The sequence below is a fragment of the Thermococcus celericrescens genome (genome assembly GCF_001484195.1).
Taxonomy (GTDB): domain Archaea; phylum Methanobacteriota_B; class Thermococci; order Thermococcales; family Thermococcaceae; genus Thermococcus; species Thermococcus celericrescens.
In genome coordinates this window covers 1-16375 of the sequence record NZ_LLYW01000002.1, presented here as the reverse complement: position 1 = coordinate 16375, position 16375 = coordinate 1, and the positions used below count along the sequence as shown (strand labels likewise).

The 16375-nt window shown below is 56.4% G+C and carries 23 protein-coding genes; 13 read left to right on the top strand and 10 right to left on the bottom strand.

Going from position 1 to position 16375, the window contains the following annotated elements; translation table 11 throughout:
- Positions 1-14: 14 nt before the first annotated feature.
- Entirely contained in the window at positions 15-1337 is a 1323-nt protein-coding gene (locus tag APY94_RS00390; protein WP_058937765.1) for a TldD/PmbA family protein, read from the top strand.
- An 83-nt stretch (positions 1338-1420) separates the two neighbouring features.
- Here APY94_RS00390 and APY94_RS13490 read toward each other — a convergent pair whose 3' ends face one another.
- The 4 genes from APY94_RS13490 to APY94_RS13475 are packed head-to-tail and all read right to left on the bottom strand — an operon-like array spanning position 1421 to position 2626.
- Positions 1421-1558 (bottom strand): hypothetical protein, encoded by a 138-nt coding sequence (locus APY94_RS13490; protein ID WP_245610347.1) that lies wholly within the window; start codon positions 1556-1558, stop codon positions 1421-1423.
- Complete coding sequence (locus APY94_RS13485) at positions 1551-1808, bottom strand: hypothetical protein (RefSeq protein ID WP_245610346.1); 258 nt, start codon at positions 1806-1808, stop codon at positions 1551-1553. Before APY94_RS13485 ends, APY94_RS13490 begins: the two co-directional genes overlap by 8 nt.
- A complete protein-coding gene (locus tag APY94_RS13480; protein WP_245610345.1) occupies positions 1805-2263 on the bottom strand; it encodes a hypothetical protein in 459 nt (152 codons plus the stop codon). The genes APY94_RS13485 and APY94_RS13480 overlap by 4 nt, the downstream gene beginning before the upstream one ends.
- 27 nt (positions 2264-2290) lie before the next feature.
- Positions 2291-2626 (bottom strand): MFS transporter, encoded by a 336-nt coding sequence (locus APY94_RS13475; protein ID WP_245610344.1) that lies wholly within the window; start codon positions 2624-2626, stop codon positions 2291-2293.
- Between the two features lie 207 nt (positions 2627-2833).
- Here APY94_RS13475 and APY94_RS00380 point away from each other — a divergent pair, with 207 nt between their 5' ends.
- Positions 2834-4114: an MFS transporter gene (locus APY94_RS00380; protein ID WP_058937764.1), complete on the top strand. Its 1281-nt coding sequence runs from the start codon at positions 2834-2836 to the stop codon at positions 4112-4114.
- A gap of 13 nt (positions 4115-4127) precedes the next feature.
- Here the strand turns inward: APY94_RS00380 and APY94_RS00375 are convergent, their stop codons facing one another.
- Genes APY94_RS00375 through cobB form a run of 6 tightly spaced genes read right to left on the bottom strand, consistent with a single transcriptional unit; the run spans position 4128 to position 7689 of the window.
- A complete protein-coding gene (locus APY94_RS00375; protein ID WP_058937763.1) occupies positions 4128-4589 on the bottom strand; it encodes a COG2426 family protein in 462 nt (153 codons plus the stop codon).
- Positions 4586-5152 carry a phosphatase PAP2 family protein gene (locus tag APY94_RS00370; protein WP_058937762.1) on the bottom strand — a complete coding sequence of 189 codons (567 nt, stop codon included), beginning with the start codon at positions 5150-5152 and terminating at the stop codon, positions 4586-4588. Before APY94_RS00370 ends, APY94_RS00375 begins: the two co-directional genes overlap by 4 nt.
- A 48-nt stretch (positions 5153-5200) precedes the next feature.
- The gene (locus tag APY94_RS00365; protein ID WP_058937863.1) at positions 5201-5749 is read right to left on the bottom strand and encodes an ASCH domain-containing protein; all 549 of its coding nucleotides are present in this window, start codon (positions 5747-5749) and stop codon (positions 5201-5203) included.
- Positions 5739-6470: a TIGR02253 family HAD-type hydrolase gene (locus tag APY94_RS00360; RefSeq protein ID WP_058937761.1), complete on the bottom strand. Its 732-nt coding sequence runs from the start codon at positions 6468-6470 to the stop codon at positions 5739-5741. The genes APY94_RS00365 and APY94_RS00360 overlap by 11 nt, the downstream gene beginning before the upstream one ends.
- 56 nt (positions 6471-6526) lie before the next feature.
- Positions 6527-6937: a DUF3783 domain-containing protein gene (locus tag APY94_RS00355; protein ID WP_058937862.1), complete on the bottom strand. Its 411-nt coding sequence runs from the start codon at positions 6935-6937 to the stop codon at positions 6527-6529.
- The gene (cobB, locus tag APY94_RS00350) at positions 6937-7689 is read right to left on the bottom strand and encodes an NAD-dependent protein deacetylase (protein WP_058937760.1); all 753 of its coding nucleotides are present in this window, start codon (positions 7687-7689) and stop codon (positions 6937-6939) included. Before cobB ends, APY94_RS00355 begins: the two co-directional genes overlap by 1 nt.
- A 154-nt stretch (positions 7690-7843) precedes the next feature.
- On the opposite strand from cobB, the gene APY94_RS00345 reads away from it, so the two are divergent.
- The 11 genes from APY94_RS00345 to APY94_RS00300 form a co-directional block, all read left to right on the top strand.
- Positions 7844-9040 carry an aromatic amino acid transport family protein gene (locus tag APY94_RS00345; protein ID WP_058937759.1) on the top strand — a complete coding sequence of 399 codons (1197 nt, stop codon included), beginning with the start codon at positions 7844-7846 and terminating at the stop codon, positions 9038-9040.
- A gap of 129 nt (positions 9041-9169) precedes the next feature.
- Positions 9170-10459, top strand: a complete 1290-nt coding sequence (gene glyA, locus APY94_RS00340; protein ID WP_058937758.1) for a serine hydroxymethyltransferase — start codon at positions 9170-9172, stop codon at positions 10457-10459.
- 81 nt (positions 10460-10540) lie between these two features.
- Positions 10541-11038, top strand: a complete 498-nt coding sequence (locus tag APY94_RS00335; protein WP_245610362.1) for an immunoglobulin-like domain-containing protein — start codon at positions 10541-10543, stop codon at positions 11036-11038.
- 14 nt (positions 11039-11052) lie between these two features.
- Positions 11053-11544, top strand: coding sequence for an immunoglobulin-like domain-containing protein (locus tag APY94_RS00330; protein ID WP_058937756.1), 492 nt, complete (start codon positions 11053-11055; stop codon positions 11542-11544).
- Complete coding sequence (locus APY94_RS00325; RefSeq protein ID WP_058937755.1) at positions 11541-11945, top strand: hypothetical protein; 405 nt, start codon at positions 11541-11543, stop codon at positions 11943-11945. The genes APY94_RS00330 and APY94_RS00325 overlap by 4 nt, the downstream gene beginning before the upstream one ends.
- A gap of 62 nt (positions 11946-12007) precedes the next feature.
- On the top strand, positions 12008-12340 hold the full coding sequence (locus tag APY94_RS00320) for a transcription factor S (protein ID WP_058937754.1): 333 nt from the start codon (positions 12008-12010) through the stop codon (positions 12338-12340).
- On the top strand, positions 12337-12510 hold the full coding sequence (locus APY94_RS13295; protein WP_014011748.1) for a hypothetical protein: 174 nt from the start codon (positions 12337-12339) through the stop codon (positions 12508-12510). The genes APY94_RS00320 and APY94_RS13295 overlap by 4 nt, the downstream gene beginning before the upstream one ends.
- Before the next feature lie 2 nt (positions 12511-12512).
- Complete coding sequence (locus APY94_RS00315; protein WP_058937753.1) at positions 12513-13262, top strand: DNA polymerase sliding clamp; 750 nt, start codon at positions 12513-12515, stop codon at positions 13260-13262.
- A gap of 42 nt (positions 13263-13304) precedes the next feature.
- Positions 13305-13877 (top strand): DNA replication complex subunit Gins51, encoded by a 573-nt coding sequence (locus tag APY94_RS00310; RefSeq protein WP_058937752.1) that lies wholly within the window; start codon positions 13305-13307, stop codon positions 13875-13877.
- 5 nt (positions 13878-13882) lie between these two features.
- Complete coding sequence (locus APY94_RS00305; protein ID WP_058937751.1) at positions 13883-15793, top strand: molybdopterin-dependent oxidoreductase; 1911 nt, start codon at positions 13883-13885, stop codon at positions 15791-15793.
- 224 nt (positions 15794-16017) lie between these two features.
- On the top strand, positions 16018-16375 hold a 358-nt coding region (locus tag APY94_RS00300), incomplete at its 3' end, for a redoxin domain-containing protein (RefSeq protein WP_157065421.1).

Sequence of the window (16375 nt, the reverse complement as noted above, 5' to 3'; positions counted from 1 at the left end):
CTGAGGTGGTGGAGATGTTCGACGTTAATGAGTTCATCCTTAAAAAGGCCAAAGAGCTGGGCTTCGGTGACGTCGTGGTTCTGGGTTATGAGACCAACCGCAGACAGGTTCGCTTCGCCAACAACGAGATAACGGTAGCGAAGAACTGGCACGAGAGAAAGGTGGAGCTGTTCGTTGAGCTTGAGAAGCGCGTTGCTGGAACGAGCATCACCGAGCTGAGCGAGGATAACATAGAGAGAACCTTGAAAACGCTCCTGAGCAACATGAAGGGCATGGCCCCCAAGGAGGACTACTACGGCATTGCCGAGGGGCCCTTCGAGTACAGAGATATTCCGGAGACCTTCGATAGGGCCATAGTCGAGCTGGACGAGCCGAACGAGTACGTTGAGAGGGCAATCAATGCGGCCCTTGAGGAAGGCGCCAAACGCGTCGCCGGTGTTCTCTACACCGACCACACCAGGCTTTACCTGACCACGAGCAACGGAGTTGAAGCCTTCGACGAGGGAACGGGGATAGAGATAAGCGTTAGGGCATTCATCGGAGACCTTGAGAGCGGTCACGGAACGAACTCGGTTCGCGTTCTCAAGAAGTTCGATCCCGAGAGCGCCGGAAGGAATGCCGGTGAGATTGCAAAGCTCGCCCAGAACCCGGAGCAGGGACCGGAGGGGAGGTTTGACGTCATCTTCGACCCCCTCGCCTTCGCCAACCTGTTGAGCTACATGAGCTTCATGACCTCGGCTTACGCCGCGGAGGCTGGCTTTTCCTTCCTGGTGAACAAGCTCGGCCAGAGGGTGGCGAGCGAAATAGTCACCATTAAAGACGTCGGAAACATGCCCAACGGCTACGGAAGCAGGAAGTTCGATGACGAAGGAGTGCCTACGAGGGAAACGACCATCATCGAGGGAGGAACCTTCAAGACATTCCTGCTCAACACGAGCATGGCGAAGAAGTACGGAACGGAAACTACCGCCAATGCGGGCCTTATAATGCCCCATACATGGAACATCGTCCTTGAGCCGGGCGACTACACCAGAGAGGAGCTGTTCAGCGAGGTTAAGAGGGGAATCTACATCACCAACGTCTGGTACACTCGCTTCCAGAACTACGTCGCCGGCGACTTCTCCACGATACCGCGCGACGGAATATTCCTCGTCGAGAACGGCGAGCTGAAGCCGATAAGGAACATCCGCGTGAGCGACAACTTCCAGAGGATCCTTGAAGGAATCAAGGCCCTCGGCAAGGAGAGCTACCACATCCACTGGTGGGAAGTTGACACGCCGGTCTCAACGCCCTACGTCCTCGTGGAGGACGTCGGCATAACGAGGGCGACGAAGTGATTTCTCCACTTTTCTTTTCACAACCTACATTTTAGTTCGTATCCCCTTTTGGGGTCCCAGTTTCATTCTGTCGGAATGATAGATCAGGGTTCTTCCGCCAGATGCCTCAGCTCCAGTGGCTCCCTCAGGGGGTCGACGCTGGCCAGCTTGAAAGCCGCGCCGATGCCGAAAAGGATTACAGCGAAGAGCAGTCTCGCTTCGCTCAGGCTGAGCCTATCCATAGCAAACCCGTAGACCGTGGTAGAAAACCGCCATGACCATCGCGGAGAACATCATGTCGAGGGACAGAACCGTCGCCCTTTTTTCAGTCGGTATCCTGTGCTGGAACTCGACGGAGACGTTGAAGCCAAAGGCCGTGTTAACGATAGTCGCGAGAACCCCGAGCAGGACAACAAAAAGCGGGTTCTGGAAGAGCACCGAGAGGGCTGTGAAAACTGGAATCGCGAGGGGCGCGGCTTCGTAGGCCCTCACGCCCACTTCTTCCCCAGTCTAATCCCGATGAGCCGGGGGAGGGTTTTAATCAGGACCTCAACGATGCCGAGCAGTCCGAGGGTGTTCATGAGGGTCGTCCCAAGGTCTCTCGCGAGTATTTCACCGAGGTAGGGCTCAAAGAACTTGTGGAACTGGTTGATTGACATGCTCACAGCGATTGATACGAGAATCAGCGGAAGAAGGTCATTTCTGAGGAGCTCCCTGGTGGAATGGAGAACGTGAATGTGGTAAGAAACCTCGGGCCTCTTGAACTCGTACTCGGGTATTGATAGCACCGTCACTAAGGCACCGAGTTCCATCAGTAGCGTCATGACGAGGGGCAGGGTAAAGGCGTAGAACTGGGCCAAGAAAGCGCCGATGGGAATCGAAAACGCGGAAGAAAGCAGCGTCAGGGTTTTAACGTCCTTCATGACCTCACGGTACCGCTCCTCCATGCCTGGATGCTTGAGGTTGTCGAAGAGTCATGCCTGAAGGCTTCCGCTCACGAAAGTGGCCCCGAGGGAAGAGACGACGGCGTAAGCTATGAGCATGGGGAAGTTCCTGAGAAAGATGAGGATGACCGTGCCAAGGGAGAAAAGCCCCATTCCAATCAGCACGCTGGTCTTTCTGCTCACCTTGTCGGCCACCACACCGGCCGGAACCTCAAAGAGAAAGAAGCCCAGCGCCGAGATTGCGCTCACGAGACCGATCTGGCCGTAGGTGATGCCCTTCGAGAGGTAGTAGATGACCGTGAGGTTCCCGATGAAGCCCGTGTTCATGAGGACGAAGAGAAGCCTGTACCTCCTGAGCAGGTTCATCTCACCACTCGGGATAGGAGGTTGGCCCTCCGAAGAATTTAAGGTTTTTGAGTGACGCAACGACCATAATCTCCTGCATTAAAGAACCGTGAGTCACATTATTCTCCGAAGCTTCCGGATAATTCCCCAAACCTGTGTAACAAGACGGAACAACCGAGAAAACGCTTAAAAACTTCTTCATGCAAATGAAATCGGGTGGTTGGGAAGATGGAGGCCATCGAAAACTCCCGGTTGAATAAGTTCCACTACACGCTTTTGGCTATCCTCGGAACGGTATGGGCGTTCATAGCCGTGAACACCATCTCGGCCGGATTCGTCATAGCCCTGCTCAAGAACGACCCGGCCTTTCAGGGAAGCCTGACGAAGCTCGGCTCCCTCGGCTCGGCCGCGCTCTTCGGAATGCTCTTCGGGGCCTGGCTCTTCGGCTACCTCGCGGACAGGATTGGACGCAAGAAGACGCTCACCCTCGCGGTTGTCACTTTCTCCATCGGCTCAATAGTGAGTTCCTTTGCGGGAAACCTCGACGCCCTCATAGCCCTGCGCTTTATCGTCGGCCTCGGGTTGGGCGGTTCCCTCCCGGTTGCGAGTTCGTACTTCGCCGAGTTCATGCCCCGCTCGATAAGGGGAGCGATGATTTCAATCCTTGAGAGCTTCTGGGCGATAGGAACGATAATCATCGGCGTCGTGGCCCTGCTGGTTAAAGCCGACTGGAGGAGCATACTGCTCTTCGGCGGCGCGATAATTCTGATCCTGCCGCTCCTCCTCACCCTCCCCGAATCGCCGCGCTTCCTTCTGACCAAAGGGCGCGTTAAGGAGGCCGAAGAGACCATCAGAAAGGTGCTCGGCGTGAGCGTCAAGCTTGAGGCCCCGAAAGGGGAAAGGAAAGCCTCGGTCGGAGACCTCTGGAGGAAGTACGGAAGAACAACCCTCATGCTCACGATAGCCTGGTTCAGCATAGCATTCGCCTACTACGGCTTCTTCATCTGGCTTCCAAAGTTTCTGGCCTCGACCCTTGGGATCACCGTCTTCAAGAGCTTCCAGTACTTCATCATCACGGCGATAGCTCAGCTGCCCGGATACTGGAGCGCCGCTTACCTCCTTGAGAGGATTGGGAGGAAGAAAACCCTTTCCTACTACCTCCTGCTTTCTGGAATAGCCGGGATTGGCTTCTACTTCGCGGCAAACTCAGGAAACGAAACTGCAATAATCGCGAGCGCGGTAGCCTTCAGCTTCTTCAACCTCGGTGCCTGGGGTGCGATATACGCCTACACTCCGGAGCTTTATCCAACGGCCGTCAGGGGCACCGGAACCGGCTGGGCGGGGGCGATGGCAAGGATAGGCGGGGGAATCGCGCCGATCCTGGCCGGCAGGATAATGGAGCTGAGCGGAAGCGCCCTGGCTGTCCTCGTGATTGCTGTGGTGGCGATAATCGGCGCGCTGGACGTCTTGGCGTTGGGAGAAGAGACTATGGGAAGAAGCCTTACCTGAGCTTCTCCTTTTTCTACCCAAACAGCCCCAGGGCCGGAAGCAACGTTATCACCATGCTCAAAAGTCCGCCGAGGATTAACGCCGGAACCGTCTGCTTTCTCCCTATGGCGAGGAGGTAGGCCGCTAAAGCTCCAGTCCAGACGCCAGTTCCGGGGAGCGGAATTGCAACAAAAATCGTCAGCCCTATGAAGCCCCATTTCTCCACGTAGGGGTGGGCCTTCTTCCTGACCCGTTCGACGTAGTAGAGGTAGAGGTGGGCTATCTTCCTGAGGAAGGTTCCCTCAAGCCAGAGCATCAGTCTGTCTATGTAAGGAAGAGCTGCCGGAAGAACTAGCGAGAGGAGCAGAACGCCGAGGGAAGCGGCTAAAAGCGTTTCCCAGAGGGGATAACCCCTGCCTATGCCGTAGACTATTGCATAGCGCCCCTCAAAAGTCGGAATCAGTGAGAGAAGAAAGACCTCAAGGAAACCGTTCATTCAAACTTCCCTCCGAGGAGTGATTTGAGCAGGAGGTAGAGCCAGGGGGCAAAGAGCAGGCTGAATAGCACGTCGCCCAACCAGTGAACGTGGAGGAAGAGCCTCGTGAGGGCTATTCCAACGGCGTACACCCAGAAGGCTGGAGCGTACTTCCTCCACCTGTCCGAGCCGTAGGCCGCTATCACCGCTGCCCTGAAGGCGTGGCCCGAGGGGAAGGCGTAGGTTCCGTAGTCTGGCCTCGGCCTCGGCTCAGCGAAGATGAGCTTGAGAGCGCCGACGGCGGCGAGACCGAAGGCCACCGCAAGGAGAAAGGCCGCGGTACCGGCCGAAATTCCGCCCCTTTCACGCCTCTCGACGAGAAAGGCGAAGATTGCAAACAGAACAAGGAATACGTCGCCTCCAAGCATCGTGAGGAAGTTCATAACGGGAGTGTCAACGAGGGGGAGATTTGAGTTAACCCATTCGTTTATTCCGTAGAGTAAACCGGCCGCCTGGAGAACCAGAATGACAAGGACTCCAACCGTGAGCGCGGTAAATTTGGCGTCGAACTTAACCCTCTTCATAGCGTTTAAAGAAAGATGAAGCCGTAAAAAAGCTTTTCTCTCACGGACTCAGATTACCCCCGCCGCGTAGAGTGCGTGGTAGGTCTTCAGGAGGGCCTGCTGGACCCTCTTCGGCCCGAAGGTCCTGACGGCCCTTCCAAGGCCCTCGTTGTAGATACGGCGCATTATGAAGTTCGTCTCCCGATTGAGATTCAGCTTCTCCTGGTTCTCGAGGTAAAGGCGCGCTATCTCCACCGGCTCGCGGTAGTTCAGGCCCCTGAGCCACTTGAGGGGAATTCCGTCCTCGAAGCGCTTGAGAACCTCGAAGCCTATTATCGTGACCTCGTCGTCGCCGTACAGCTCGCCGTAGATTTTGTTCAGCTCCCTGAGGAGCTCCCTGACGTCGGAGAAGCCGTCGAGTTTGGCGTCTTCGTTGGTGAGCTCCCTGACCTTCTTCTTCTCAACGCGGATTATCCGGACCTTCGCTATGGCGGTGTCGCTTGGGGTTATCACGAGGTAGACCTCGCTCCCCTGCTTCGCCTCGTAGTCGCCGTAGCGTATCGTGGTGACCTTGTCGCCCCTGAGGATCCTCGACTTGTAGGCGGAGTCAATCAGCATGAACTTCCTTATCTGAACGCTCTTCCCCCTCCTCAAGGTTCAGCCCCCTGACTATATCCAGAATCTCATCCAGAGAGTTCACGGTTGAATCCGCGTATTCAAGGTATTCGAGCTCCCTGTCGGCATATTTACCGTATCTGAACCACACCGTTTTCATACCCACCTGCTTCGCCCCGTAGATATCGGAGTACAGTCTGTCTCCGACCATCACAGCCTCCCGGGGCTCCACTTTCATCTTCCTCAGGGCCTTCTCGAATATCTTCCGGTGAGGCTTCTTGACGCCGAGGTAGTCCGATATGAAAACCTCATCAAAGTACGCATCGAGCTCAAGCCGGAGGATTTTTTCCCACTGCTTTATCGGGTCACCGTCGGTTATTATCCCGAGCCGGTAGCCGGCCCTCTGGAGATCGAGGAGAACCCTCCTCACGCCCTTAACGGTCCTGAGATACGCAAACTTGGTGTTGTGGTACGCTATGACGCCAGCGGCTACCCATTTCGGATTGCTGGGCAGGTCGAGACGCCGGAGCAGGTAATCGAAGTGCCTGCTGAAGTTGCTCCCGTACTCGGATATCAGCTCAAGGAGCTCCTGATAAGCGGTATCAAAGTCAACCGGCAGACCGTGACGCACCATGTTCTCTATCGCGTTTCGGCGCGCCATCTCGGCCAGCCTGCTCGTGTCCACGAGCGTGTCGTCCAGGTCAAAGAACACGACCTTTATCATCCCTTCACCCACCGCACTCTACTCGTTCGGGATATTTAACCTTTCGGGCGGGTGGTTCACCCCTTCCCAATGTCGAGGAAGGGCCCCTTCCGCTTCTTTGCCTCCTCGCGCGCCCAGCGCGCTGCTTTGAAGTACTCGTCCTCGGCCATCAGCTCGTTGAGAAGGTCTTCAAGCCTCCATGTGAGGGAGGTCTCGGTTGTCGTTGCGAAGATGACCCTGCCGATGTCGAGCGACTTAACGGTTCCTATGATGCCCTTCAGGGTCTCGTCCTCAACGTCGTGCATTATCACGAACTTCCTGAGGTGCCAGTAGCTCGAGCCGCTCAGCCCCTCCGCCTTATCAACCACCTCACTCACAACCCAGTCCCCGCAGTACTCCGGAACCTCAAAAACAGGGACCGGGAGAGCTTTCCGCAGTTTCTCCACCTCGTCCGGCATGAACCCAACAACCAGAATCCTGCCGCCCATCATATCAGCCCCTTGATTCTCGTCATGAGCTTCTCCATGGCCTCGCCGGCGGGACAGCGCAGGAAAACGTCGGCTATGGGCGTTATTCCGCTCTCCTCGGTGTTTATCTCGATAATCCGCCCGCCGGTTTCCTTCACTATCTGGGGGATGTATGCGGCGGGATAGACGACGCCGCTGGTGCCTATGACCAGAACAACGTCCGCCCTCTCGGCGAGCCTGAAGGCCTCGTTGAGGGCGCTCCTTGGGAGGGGTTCCCCGAACCACACGACGTCCGGCCGCAGGAGGGAGCCGCAGTCCGGGCATTGTGGGAGGTTACTCTGGGCTAGAAACTCCTCCAACCTTCCGCTCTCCTTGAGGTACTCACCGTAACCGCAGGAGGTGCACTTGACCTGGAAGATGTTGCCGTGAAGCTCGATGAGGTTCCCCGTTCCCGCCTCCCGGTGGAGGTCGTCAACGTTCTGGGTTATGACGGCCTTCAGAATGCCCATACTCTCAAGCTCGGCGAGGGCATAGTGGGCCCTGTTGGGCTTGGCCTTTCGTATCAGGTCCATGCGCCACCTGTAAAACTCCCAGACGAGGTATGGGTCCTTCCGAAAAGCCTCCGGGGTTGCGAGCTCCTCCGGTCTGTGCTTCTTCCACAGGCCGTTGAATCCTCTGAAGGTAGGAACACCGCTCTCAGCGCTTATTCCAGCACCAGTAAAAGCAATCGCAAACCTCGAACGGGCCAGGAGTTTTGCAGCCTCCTCTATCATGTTCCAACCTAGCTCGGATATCCTTAAAAATTCTCCCCACCGTTTAGGGCCCTCCAGCCCCCGCCCGAATAATCTTTGAAGCAGGATTCAAGTTTCCGTGCGAGGGTTTAAATTGTATTCATGAACACATCCGCGGGAACAGGGAGGTGAGAGTATGCCCATAACAGATGGAACCCCAAGGAAAAAGGTCACCACATCACACGGAAGGTACTACGCCGAGAGGCAGGCACTGGCGAGACGGAAGAAGCTAAGAAGGAAGGCCGCGCTGATACAGCTCATGAGGAAGCGGAAGGGAGTCGCGGCGATAAGGACGAGCACGATACGGGTTGAAAAGACCCACATCTCGAAGAACGAGGCGCTGGCAATACTCGTCGGTACACAGATAGGGGCGGGTGTTCTCGGCCTACCCTACGCGGCGAGCAAGGTCGGCCTCATCCCCGCACTGGGGGTTCTCACGGGTGTTATGCTCCTGATGCTTGCAACGGCGTTCATAGTTCTCAAGTTCTCGGCCGAGATGGGCGGAGCGCAGATGAGCACCATCGCCAACAGGACCCTCGGAAAGGCCGGCGGCTGGCTGATGTACCTGAGCATCTTTATAATGAGCTTCGGGGCCATACTGGCGTACATTGCAGGAATGGGAAGCGTCTTCGCGAGCCTCTTTGGCGTCACCGACACAGTCGGGGCGGCGATATTCTGGGTCCTCGCTTCCTTCGTCGTTTACCGCGGCCTCGAGGCGAGCGGAAAGACGGAGCTGATAATGAGTTACATCATGCTGGCGCTCTTCATAGGCGTCACGCTGATGCTCGTCCCCCATGCCGAACTCAGCAACGGCCTCTACACCGACCTCTCGGGACTGCTCAGCATAACCGGTGTGGCGATCTTCGCCCTCGGCTGCCACACGATAATCCCCGACGTTTACAAGGGACTCGGGAGCTACGAGGAAACCAAGAAGGTCATCGTGCTGGCCTTCCTCATCCCGACGGTCATCTACGCGGTCTTCATGGCGGCCTTCCTGCTGGTCTTCGGAAAGGAGACCCCGGAGATAGCCACGCAGGGACTCGAGCTGCTCTACGGGCACCTCGGCAGAGTAGTCGGCAACCTCATACCGCTCCTCGCGATAACCACGAGCTACATAGGCATCGCACTGGCACAGCAGAGCAACACCGAGGAGTTCGTGAAGCTGAGGAAGCCCGTGGCGTGGGCCCTGACCGTCGTTCCTCCTGCCGCAGTGTACTTCGCAGGTGTCAGAAACTTCGCCGACGTGCTTGCGTTCGCGGGCGACACCGGCGACATGCTGGCGTTTATAGTGCTCCCAATCCTGATGTGGGTGGCGGCGAGGCTTCGCCGCTGACCCCCCAACCTTTTTAAACCGGTTCATCCCTGCCTCATTAGCGGCAGCGGGCTGTCCTTTTCTGTACACGTGAACACATGCGGTAAGATTTATATTCCCAGCGCTCAAATCCCCATCGAGGTGTTCCACATGGCTGAAGGATACAAAGCATACCGCGACAGGGTTATGGACTTCCTTGAGGACCACGAGAAGTGGAGGAAGCACACGATAAACCTCATTGCCAGTGAAAACGTGACTTCTCCGAGCGTCACCCGCGCGGTGGCGAGCGGTTTCATGCACAAGTACGCCGAGGGCTGGCCCAGGGCCCGCTACTACCAGGGCTGCAAGTACGTTGATGAGGTCGAGCTCATCGGTGTCGAGCTCTTCACCAAGCTCTTCGGAAGCGATTTCGCCGACCTGAGACCGATTTCCGGAACCAACGCTAACCAGGCGGTCTTCTTCGGCCTCACCCAGCCGGGCGACAAGGCGATAGTTCTTCACACCAGCCACGGCGGGCACATAAGCCACATGCCCTTCGGTGCCGCCGGAATGCGCGGCCTTGAGGTCCACACCTGGCCCTTCGACAACGAGGAGTTCAACATCGACGTGGACAAGGCCGAGAAGCTCATACGCGAGCTCGAGCCCAAGATAGTCGTCTTCGGTGGCTCGCTCTTCCCGTTCCCGCACCCGGTCAAGGAGCTCGCCCCGGTCGCCAAGGAAGTTGGCGCTTACGTCATGTACGATGGTGCCCACGTTCTCGGTCTCATCGCCGGAAAGCAGTTCCAGGACCCGCTCCGCGAGGGCGTTGACATAATCACCGCCTCGACCCACAAGACCTTCCCGGGACCGCAGGGCGGTGTCATCATCTACAAGAGGTTTGGAGAAACCGAGGAGATTGCCAAGCTCCAGTGGGCCATCTTCCCGGGAGTTCTCAGCAACCACCACCTCCACCACATGGCCGGAAAGACTATCACCGCGGCGGAGATGCTTGAGTACGGCCAGAAGTACGCGGAGCAGGTCGTCAAGAACGCCAAGGCCCTCGCCGAGGCCCTCGCCGAGGAGGGCTTCAAGGTCATCGGTGAGGACAAGGGCTACACCGAGAGCCACCAGGTCATCGTCGACGTCAGTGACCTCCACGAGGCCGCTGGAGGCTGGGCGGCCCCGCTCCTCGAGGAGGCTGGCATAATCCTCAACAAGAACCTCCTGCCCTGGGACCCGCTCGAGAAGGTCGAGAAGCCGAGCGGCCTGCGCATAGGCGTCCAGGAGATGACCCGCGTTGGAATGATGGAGGACGACATGAAGGAGATAGCGCACTTCATCAAGCGCGTCCTTATAGACAAGGAGGACCCGAAGAAGGTCGAGCGCGACGTCTTCTACTTCAGGATGAACTTCCAGAGGGTTTACTACTCCTTCGACCACGGGCTCCCGATGAGGGAGTGATCTCTTTTCTTCCTTTTCACTGCAATCCCGTTTGAAGCGTTGGGAACCGTTAAAAGCTCCTGTGAGTATATTCTCCCGGTGATGCTTGTGAGGAAGGTAGTCCCCGTTCTGCTGATAGTCCTTCTGATTCCGGTTGGATACTACCTTGCCTCGTCGGGAAACGCCGCCAGTGACTCCCCTAATGGGGGAGGGACCTCCGATCTCCCCCTAAAGGACGAACCGGCAGTTACAACACCCCCCGAAAACCCCATGAAGCTCGACAGAACCGTCTACTCCCCTACCGACACGATGGTCATTACAATAACTAACGAGAACAACATCAACGCCACCACGAGCTACCACTTCAAGCTCTACAGGCTGGAGAACGGAACGTGGAAGGAGGTTCCGGTGAACCTAATGTTCATAGAGATAGCTGTCATAATAGAGCCCGGAAAAAGCTGGGAGCAGAGGGTGAACCTTGCGGACCTCAACCTCACGCCGGGTCACTACCGGATAGAGAAGATGGTCTCGTTCACTGAGCCAGGGAACAAGATGGCAATGGCGACCCGTGCGTGGGCGGAGTTTGATGTGAAAGGTTGAGGTTGGATGAACCTATGAAGTGGGGCCCGCTGACGGTCGTCGTGGTTACCATCATCGTTTTTGCCATTTTCCACCTTGAAACGGCGGATGAAAACCGTCTCCAGGAAAACACAGTTGTCCCTCCGGTGGGGGCAGTATCCATGATTCTCGACAGGGAGGTTTACCATGCCGGGGAAACCGTCACCCTCACGATAATCAACAAGGGGAACGAGACGCTCCTCGTGGGCTCTTTTTACAGACTTTACCGCCTGGAGGACGATGGATGGCAGGAAATCGAGCTGGGTCTCACGTTCACGATGATCGGTTACATGATACCGCCCGGTGGCAACTGGACTCAGAGGATACCTCTGGCTATTATTGTGAAGGGAAAGAGTGCCTTTGGAACCCTCGAGCCCCTCCCTCCGGGAAGATACCGCATAGAGAAAACCGTCACCATAGACAGCGGCCAGGGTTGGAGCAGGAGTGACGAGATAATTCTCTCGGCGGAGTTCGAGGTGGTCGGATGAGGTGGAAGATTGGCGCCGGAATAGTCATTCTGATACTCATCCTCTGGGGACTGACCGGGCCGCACTTCATGATGAGCCTCGATAAGTCCACGTATTTCCCCGGAGAAGAGCCGGAACTGGCGATAAGGAACGTTGGTCTAACGCCCATCTACCGGTGGGAGAACGGGAGCTGGGTTGAAATGAAAACTCCATTTTTCTTTATAGCGAGGCTCTATGACCTGCCCTCCTTCCACTCCTGGAGGCAGGGTGTTGCTCTGAAATACCTGCCGGAAAACGAATCCCCAGGGGAGCCCCGTCCCTACCCCGACCTTCCCCCCGGGCGGTACAGGCTCGTAAAGAGAATCTGCGGCCCTCTCGTCGGCTGCCGGGTCGCGAGCGTGGAGTTTGAAGTGTCCGGTTAGCTTTGGCAAAACTTTTTATTCTCCTCCCACATACCGAACCCTCGGCTGAAGGAGGTGAAAAAATGAAGTTCTGCCCAAAGTGCGGTAACCTCATGCTCCCGGACAGGAAGAGGAAGGTATGGGTATGCCGCTCATGCGGTTATGAGGAACCCTTTGACGAGCAGAAGGACCGGGAAAAGACTCGGATAACCCAGAAGGTCGAGCACAAGCCCGACGAGGGAATCATCGTCGTCGAGCAGGACGTCACGACCCTGCCGACCACCAAGGTCACCTGCCCGAAGTGCGGCAACGATACCGCCTACTGGTGGGAGATGCAGACGAGGGCCGGCGATGAGCCGAGCACCATATTCTACAGGTGCACCAAGTGCGGCCACGTGTGGAGGGCCTACGAGTGAGGGAGCTTTCCGAGCTTGAGCGCGAAACCCTCAGGAAGCTCGCGGAGAAGGCTCTGAAGGAGCTTGAAGAGGCCTACAGGAGGATACCCGACACCGACAACGGAAAAGCTTATTTATTCCGCGGAAAAGAGAGGGTTAGGCTGATGCTCGATATACTGAAGGAGGGGTAAAGATGCCGTTCGAAATAGTTTTCGATGGTGCCAAGGATTTTGCCGATCTTATAGCCACCGCAAGCAACCTCATCGACGAGGCGGCTTTCAAGATAACCGAGGAAGGAATTGGAATGCGCGCGATGGACCCGAGCAGGGTCGTTCTCATCGACCTCAACCTTCCGGAGAGCATATTCTCCAAGTATGAGGTCGAGGAAGAGGAGACGATTGGAATCAACATGGACCACTTCAAGAAGATACTCAAGCGCGGCAAGAACAAGGACACTCTCATCCTCAGGAAGGGTGACGAGAACTTCCTCGAGGTCACCTTCGAGGGAACGGCAAAGAGAACCTTCAAGCTCCCGCTCATCGAGGTTGAGGAGCTCGAGCTCGACCTTCCGGAGCTCCCGTTCACCGCCAAGGTCATCGTCCTCGGTGAGGTTCTCAAGGAGGCCGTCAAGGACGCTTCCCTCGTCAGCGACGCCATGAAGTTCATAGCCAGCGAGAACGAGTTCATAATGCGCGCCGAGGGAGAGACCAACGAGGTCGAAATAAAGCTCACCCTTGAGGATGAGGGACTTCTCGACCTTGAGGTTGAGGAAGAAACCAAGAGCGCCTACGGAATCAGCTACCTCGCGGACATGATAAAGGGCATCGGCAAGGCCGACGAGGTCATAATCCGGTTCGGCAACGAGATGCCCCTCCAGATGGAGTACCCGATAAGGGACGAGGGCAAGCTGATATTCCTCCTCGCCCCGCGCGTCGAGGACTGATTTCTTCCCCCTTTCATCCCATTTAGTCCGGCTGGTGGTAGCGTGGACATCGTCAAGCTCAGGGAACTGCTCGAAGCGGAGCTTTCATCGCCGGAACTGACGGAGCTAGATGGAGAGTTCTACGATGAGTTCGACAGCCTAATTAAAGCCCTAAAGCTCAGCGCGGAGAGCTCCCGCGAGAGGGGCGAGGACATCGAGGAGAAGCTCTACCTGGCCCAGCTGGGAATAGCTGAGAAGCTCATGCGTGAGATAATCAAAATCAGGCTCCATAAAATCGTCGATCTGGCGGTCGAAGGAATCCCTGGCGAGCTGACGGCCGAGGAGAAGAAGATATTCACAGTTCTGAGGGCCTTCATTGAGCGTGAGGAACTTGCCGTTCCCGAGGTCACGGAAGAGAAACTTCCTGAGATGGTCCCGGAGAGCCCGGCCGAGCCCTTGAAACGAACGGCCCCGAGCGAGGCGTACATAATCAAGGTTAATCTGCCGAAGATACTCGACCCTGAGCTGAGGGAATACGGACCCTTCAGGGCGGGCGACCTCGTCGTCATCCCCAGGAGCCTCGGGAAGGTTCTCATCGAGAGGGACGCGGCCGAGAGAATAAGAATTGCCCCGTGATGCCTATGTCCTTCTCCGTCTGCATGCGCGACTGCTACGACACATGCTCGATGGTGAGCGAGCTTAGAGATGGGAAACTAAGAGTTCGCGGTAATCCGGAGCACCCCGTTACGGCCGGATTCCTCTGCCCGAAGGGGGCACTTCTCCCCAGATGGTTCCACGCGGAGGACAGACTCAAAAGGCCGCTCATAAGGACGGGCGAAAAGGGGAGTGGGAACTTCAGGGAGACGAGCTGGGAGGAAGCTATTGAACTCGTTGCCAAAAAGCTGAGGGAGACGATCGAAGAACACGGAAGCGAGAGCGTCCTTGTCTATCAATACGCCGGCGACAGGGGAGTTGTAAACTACGCCTTCCCGCTGAGGCTCTTCCACTACCTGAACACATCGATGCTCGACTACGGCATCTGCGACAGGGCGGGACAAGAAGCCCTGAGAGACGTTTACGGAACCGCGATTGGCATGGATCCGGAGGGGCTCAAAAACCATCGATTGGTGGTCTACTGGGGCATCAACGCTTTCTGGACGAACCTGCACGGATTCATGTTGGCTAAGAGGTACGGACTTGAGACCTGGACGGTCGACGTGGTGAGAACGGAGACGGCGAAGCGCTCCGACAGGTTCTTCCAGATTAGGCCGGACACGGATGTTCTCTTTGCCCTGGGGGTTGCGAAGGTTATAATCGATGAGAACCTCTACGATGAAAACTTCGTCCGAGAGAACGTTTATGGTTTTGAAGAATTCAAGAATTATGTAAAAACACTATCGCTTGATTATGTAAGTGAGGAGACTGGGGTGGGGGTTGAGGAGATAGAGACCTTCGCGAGGGAGTTCGCCGAGAAGAGGGGCGTAATCCACATCGGCTACGGCTTCCAGCGGTCTTTGGCAGGCGGGGAAGCGGTCAGAGCGATAGCGATTCTCCCAGCACTGGTGGGCCACCGCTTCGGCTTCATCTACGACATGAAGACCATCGATAAGTCCTACGCGGAGGGAGCCTTTCTGAGAACTAAGCCTGCCAAGAGAATTCCCCAGATGAAGCTGGCCGAGTACATCGAGAGGGGCGAGATAAAGTTCCTCTACATATACAACTCCAACCCCCTCGCAAGCCTGCCGAACCAGAACCGGCTGAGGAGAGCGCTGATTGAGAACGACGTTTTCGTGGTCACCCACGACATCTTCCTCACCGACACGGCTCTGTACTCGGACGTTGTCCTTCCGGCGAACGCCTTTTTCGAGCGCCTGGACATAGCAGACAGTTACTACCACCGTTATGTGGCTCTAAACGAGCCGGTCGCGAGGCTTCACGGAAAGAGCAACAGCGAGGTTACGCGGCTTCTCGCGAGGGCACTCGGCATTGATAACCCCCGCCTCTACGAAAGCGACGAAGAGGTCATAAGGAAGATTCTTGAGCTCAACGGACTGAGCTGGGAAGAGTTAAAGACCAAAGGCTTCATCAAAGTCCCGGAGAAGCCGAGGACGTGGGAGACGAGGAGCGGGAAGATCGAGTTTTACTCTCAGCGGGCGATTGAAAGGGGCTTAAGCCCGTTTCCAGAGTACAGGAAGTTCGAGGGACAGTATCCACTCCGGCTCCTCACGCCGACCCACAGGATGACGATAACGAGCCAGTATCACAACACATATGGAATGATCGACCCGAACCTCTACATAAACCCGGCCGATGCTAAGGAGAGAGACATTGAAGACGGGGACACCGTCGAGGTATTCAACGACAACGGGAGCATCAGAACGGAGGCCAGGCTTACGGAAGACGTTCCGCAGGGGGTTGTGGTGCTCTACAAGGCCTTCTGGGTTAGGCTCCTCGGCTGGAACGCCAATTTCCTGACGGCCGATGAAACCGTAGAAAAGTATGGGAACGGCTCGGCGTGTCATTCAACATGGGTCGATGTCAGGAAGGTTTGAGGCAAAATCCGGAATCGTGGAATTTATTTCTGACAATCGTGCTCTGGCCCATTTTTCACAATGACAACCACTGAAGTACATTCTTTGCACGGCTAACCGACTGGCTCTTAAATCTCGTGGATATCCGACAAGATTAATGCCGTTAGGCGAACCGAAAAGTTTATATATTCGAACCTTCATGGTTTATAGTGAAGACGACACAGAAAAAGAAGAGGTGATGAAAGATGGTCGTCATAGGAGAAAAGTTCCCGGAAGTTGAGGTCAACACCACCCACGGCAGGATAAAGCTGCCCGACTACTTCACGGAGAAGGGCAAGTGGTTCGTCCTCTTCAGCCACCCGGCCGACTTCACGCCGGTCTGTACGACGGAGTTCTACGGCATGCAGAAGCGCGTCGAGGAGTTCAGAAAGCTCGGCGTCGAGCCCATTGGATTGAGCGTTGACCAGGTGTTCAGCCACCTCAAGTGGATGGAGTGGATAAAGGAGAACCTCGGCGAGGAGATAACCTTCCCGGTCATAGCGGACGACCGCGGCGACCTCGCAGAGGCGCTCGGCATGATCCCGAGCGGCGCCACCATAACCG

Bases quoted from the DNA above. Each gene is read 5' to 3' on its own strand.
- APY94_RS00390 (WP_058937765.1), top strand. From the start codon at position 15: ATGTTCGACGTTAATGAGTTCATCCTTAAAAAGGCCAAAGAGCTGGGC.
- APY94_RS13490 (WP_245610347.1), bottom strand. From the start codon at position 1,558: ATGGATAGGCTCAGCCTGAGCGAAGCGAGACTGCTCTTCGCTGTAATC.
- APY94_RS13480 (WP_245610345.1), bottom strand. From the start codon at position 2,263: ATGGAGGAGCGGTACCGTGAGGTCATGAAGGACGTTAAAACCCTGACG.
- APY94_RS13475 (WP_245610344.1), bottom strand. From the start codon at position 2,626: ATGAACCTGCTCAGGAGGTACAGGCTTCTCTTCGTCCTCATGAACACG.
- APY94_RS00380 (WP_058937764.1), top strand. From the start codon at position 2,834: ATGGAGGCCATCGAAAACTCCCGGTTGAATAAGTTCCACTACACGCTT.
- APY94_RS00375 (WP_058937763.1), bottom strand. From the start codon at position 4,589: ATGAACGGTTTCCTTGAGGTCTTTCTTCTCTCACTGATTCCGACTTTT.
- APY94_RS00370 (WP_058937762.1), bottom strand. From the start codon at position 5,152: ATGAAGAGGGTTAAGTTCGACGCCAAATTTACCGCGCTCACGGTTGGA.
- APY94_RS00365 (WP_058937863.1), bottom strand. From the start codon at position 5,749: ATGCTGATTGACTCCGCCTACAAGTCGAGGATCCTCAGGGGCGACAAG.
- APY94_RS00360 (WP_058937761.1), bottom strand. From the start codon at position 6,470: ATGATAAAGGTCGTGTTCTTTGACCTGGACGACACGCTCGTGGACACG.
- APY94_RS00355 (WP_058937862.1), bottom strand. From the start codon at position 6,937: ATGGGCGGCAGGATTCTGGTTGTTGGGTTCATGCCGGACGAGGTGGAG.
- cobB (WP_058937760.1), bottom strand. From the start codon at position 7,689: ATGATAGAGGAGGCTGCAAAACTCCTGGCCCGTTCGAGGTTTGCGATT.
- APY94_RS00345 (WP_058937759.1), top strand. From the start codon at position 7,844: ATGCCCATAACAGATGGAACCCCAAGGAAAAAGGTCACCACATCACAC.
- glyA (WP_058937758.1), top strand. From the start codon at position 9,170: ATGGCTGAAGGATACAAAGCATACCGCGACAGGGTTATGGACTTCCTT.
- APY94_RS00335 (WP_245610362.1), top strand. From the start codon at position 10,541: ATGCTTGTGAGGAAGGTAGTCCCCGTTCTGCTGATAGTCCTTCTGATT.
- APY94_RS00330 (WP_058937756.1), top strand. From the start codon at position 11,053: ATGAAGTGGGGCCCGCTGACGGTCGTCGTGGTTACCATCATCGTTTTT.
- APY94_RS00325 (WP_058937755.1), top strand. From the start codon at position 11,541: ATGAGGTGGAAGATTGGCGCCGGAATAGTCATTCTGATACTCATCCTC.
- APY94_RS00320 (WP_058937754.1), top strand. From the start codon at position 12,008: ATGAAGTTCTGCCCAAAGTGCGGTAACCTCATGCTCCCGGACAGGAAG.
- APY94_RS00315 (WP_058937753.1), top strand. From the start codon at position 12,513: ATGCCGTTCGAAATAGTTTTCGATGGTGCCAAGGATTTTGCCGATCTT.
- APY94_RS00305 (WP_058937751.1), top strand. From the start codon at position 13,883: ATGTCCTTCTCCGTCTGCATGCGCGACTGCTACGACACATGCTCGATG.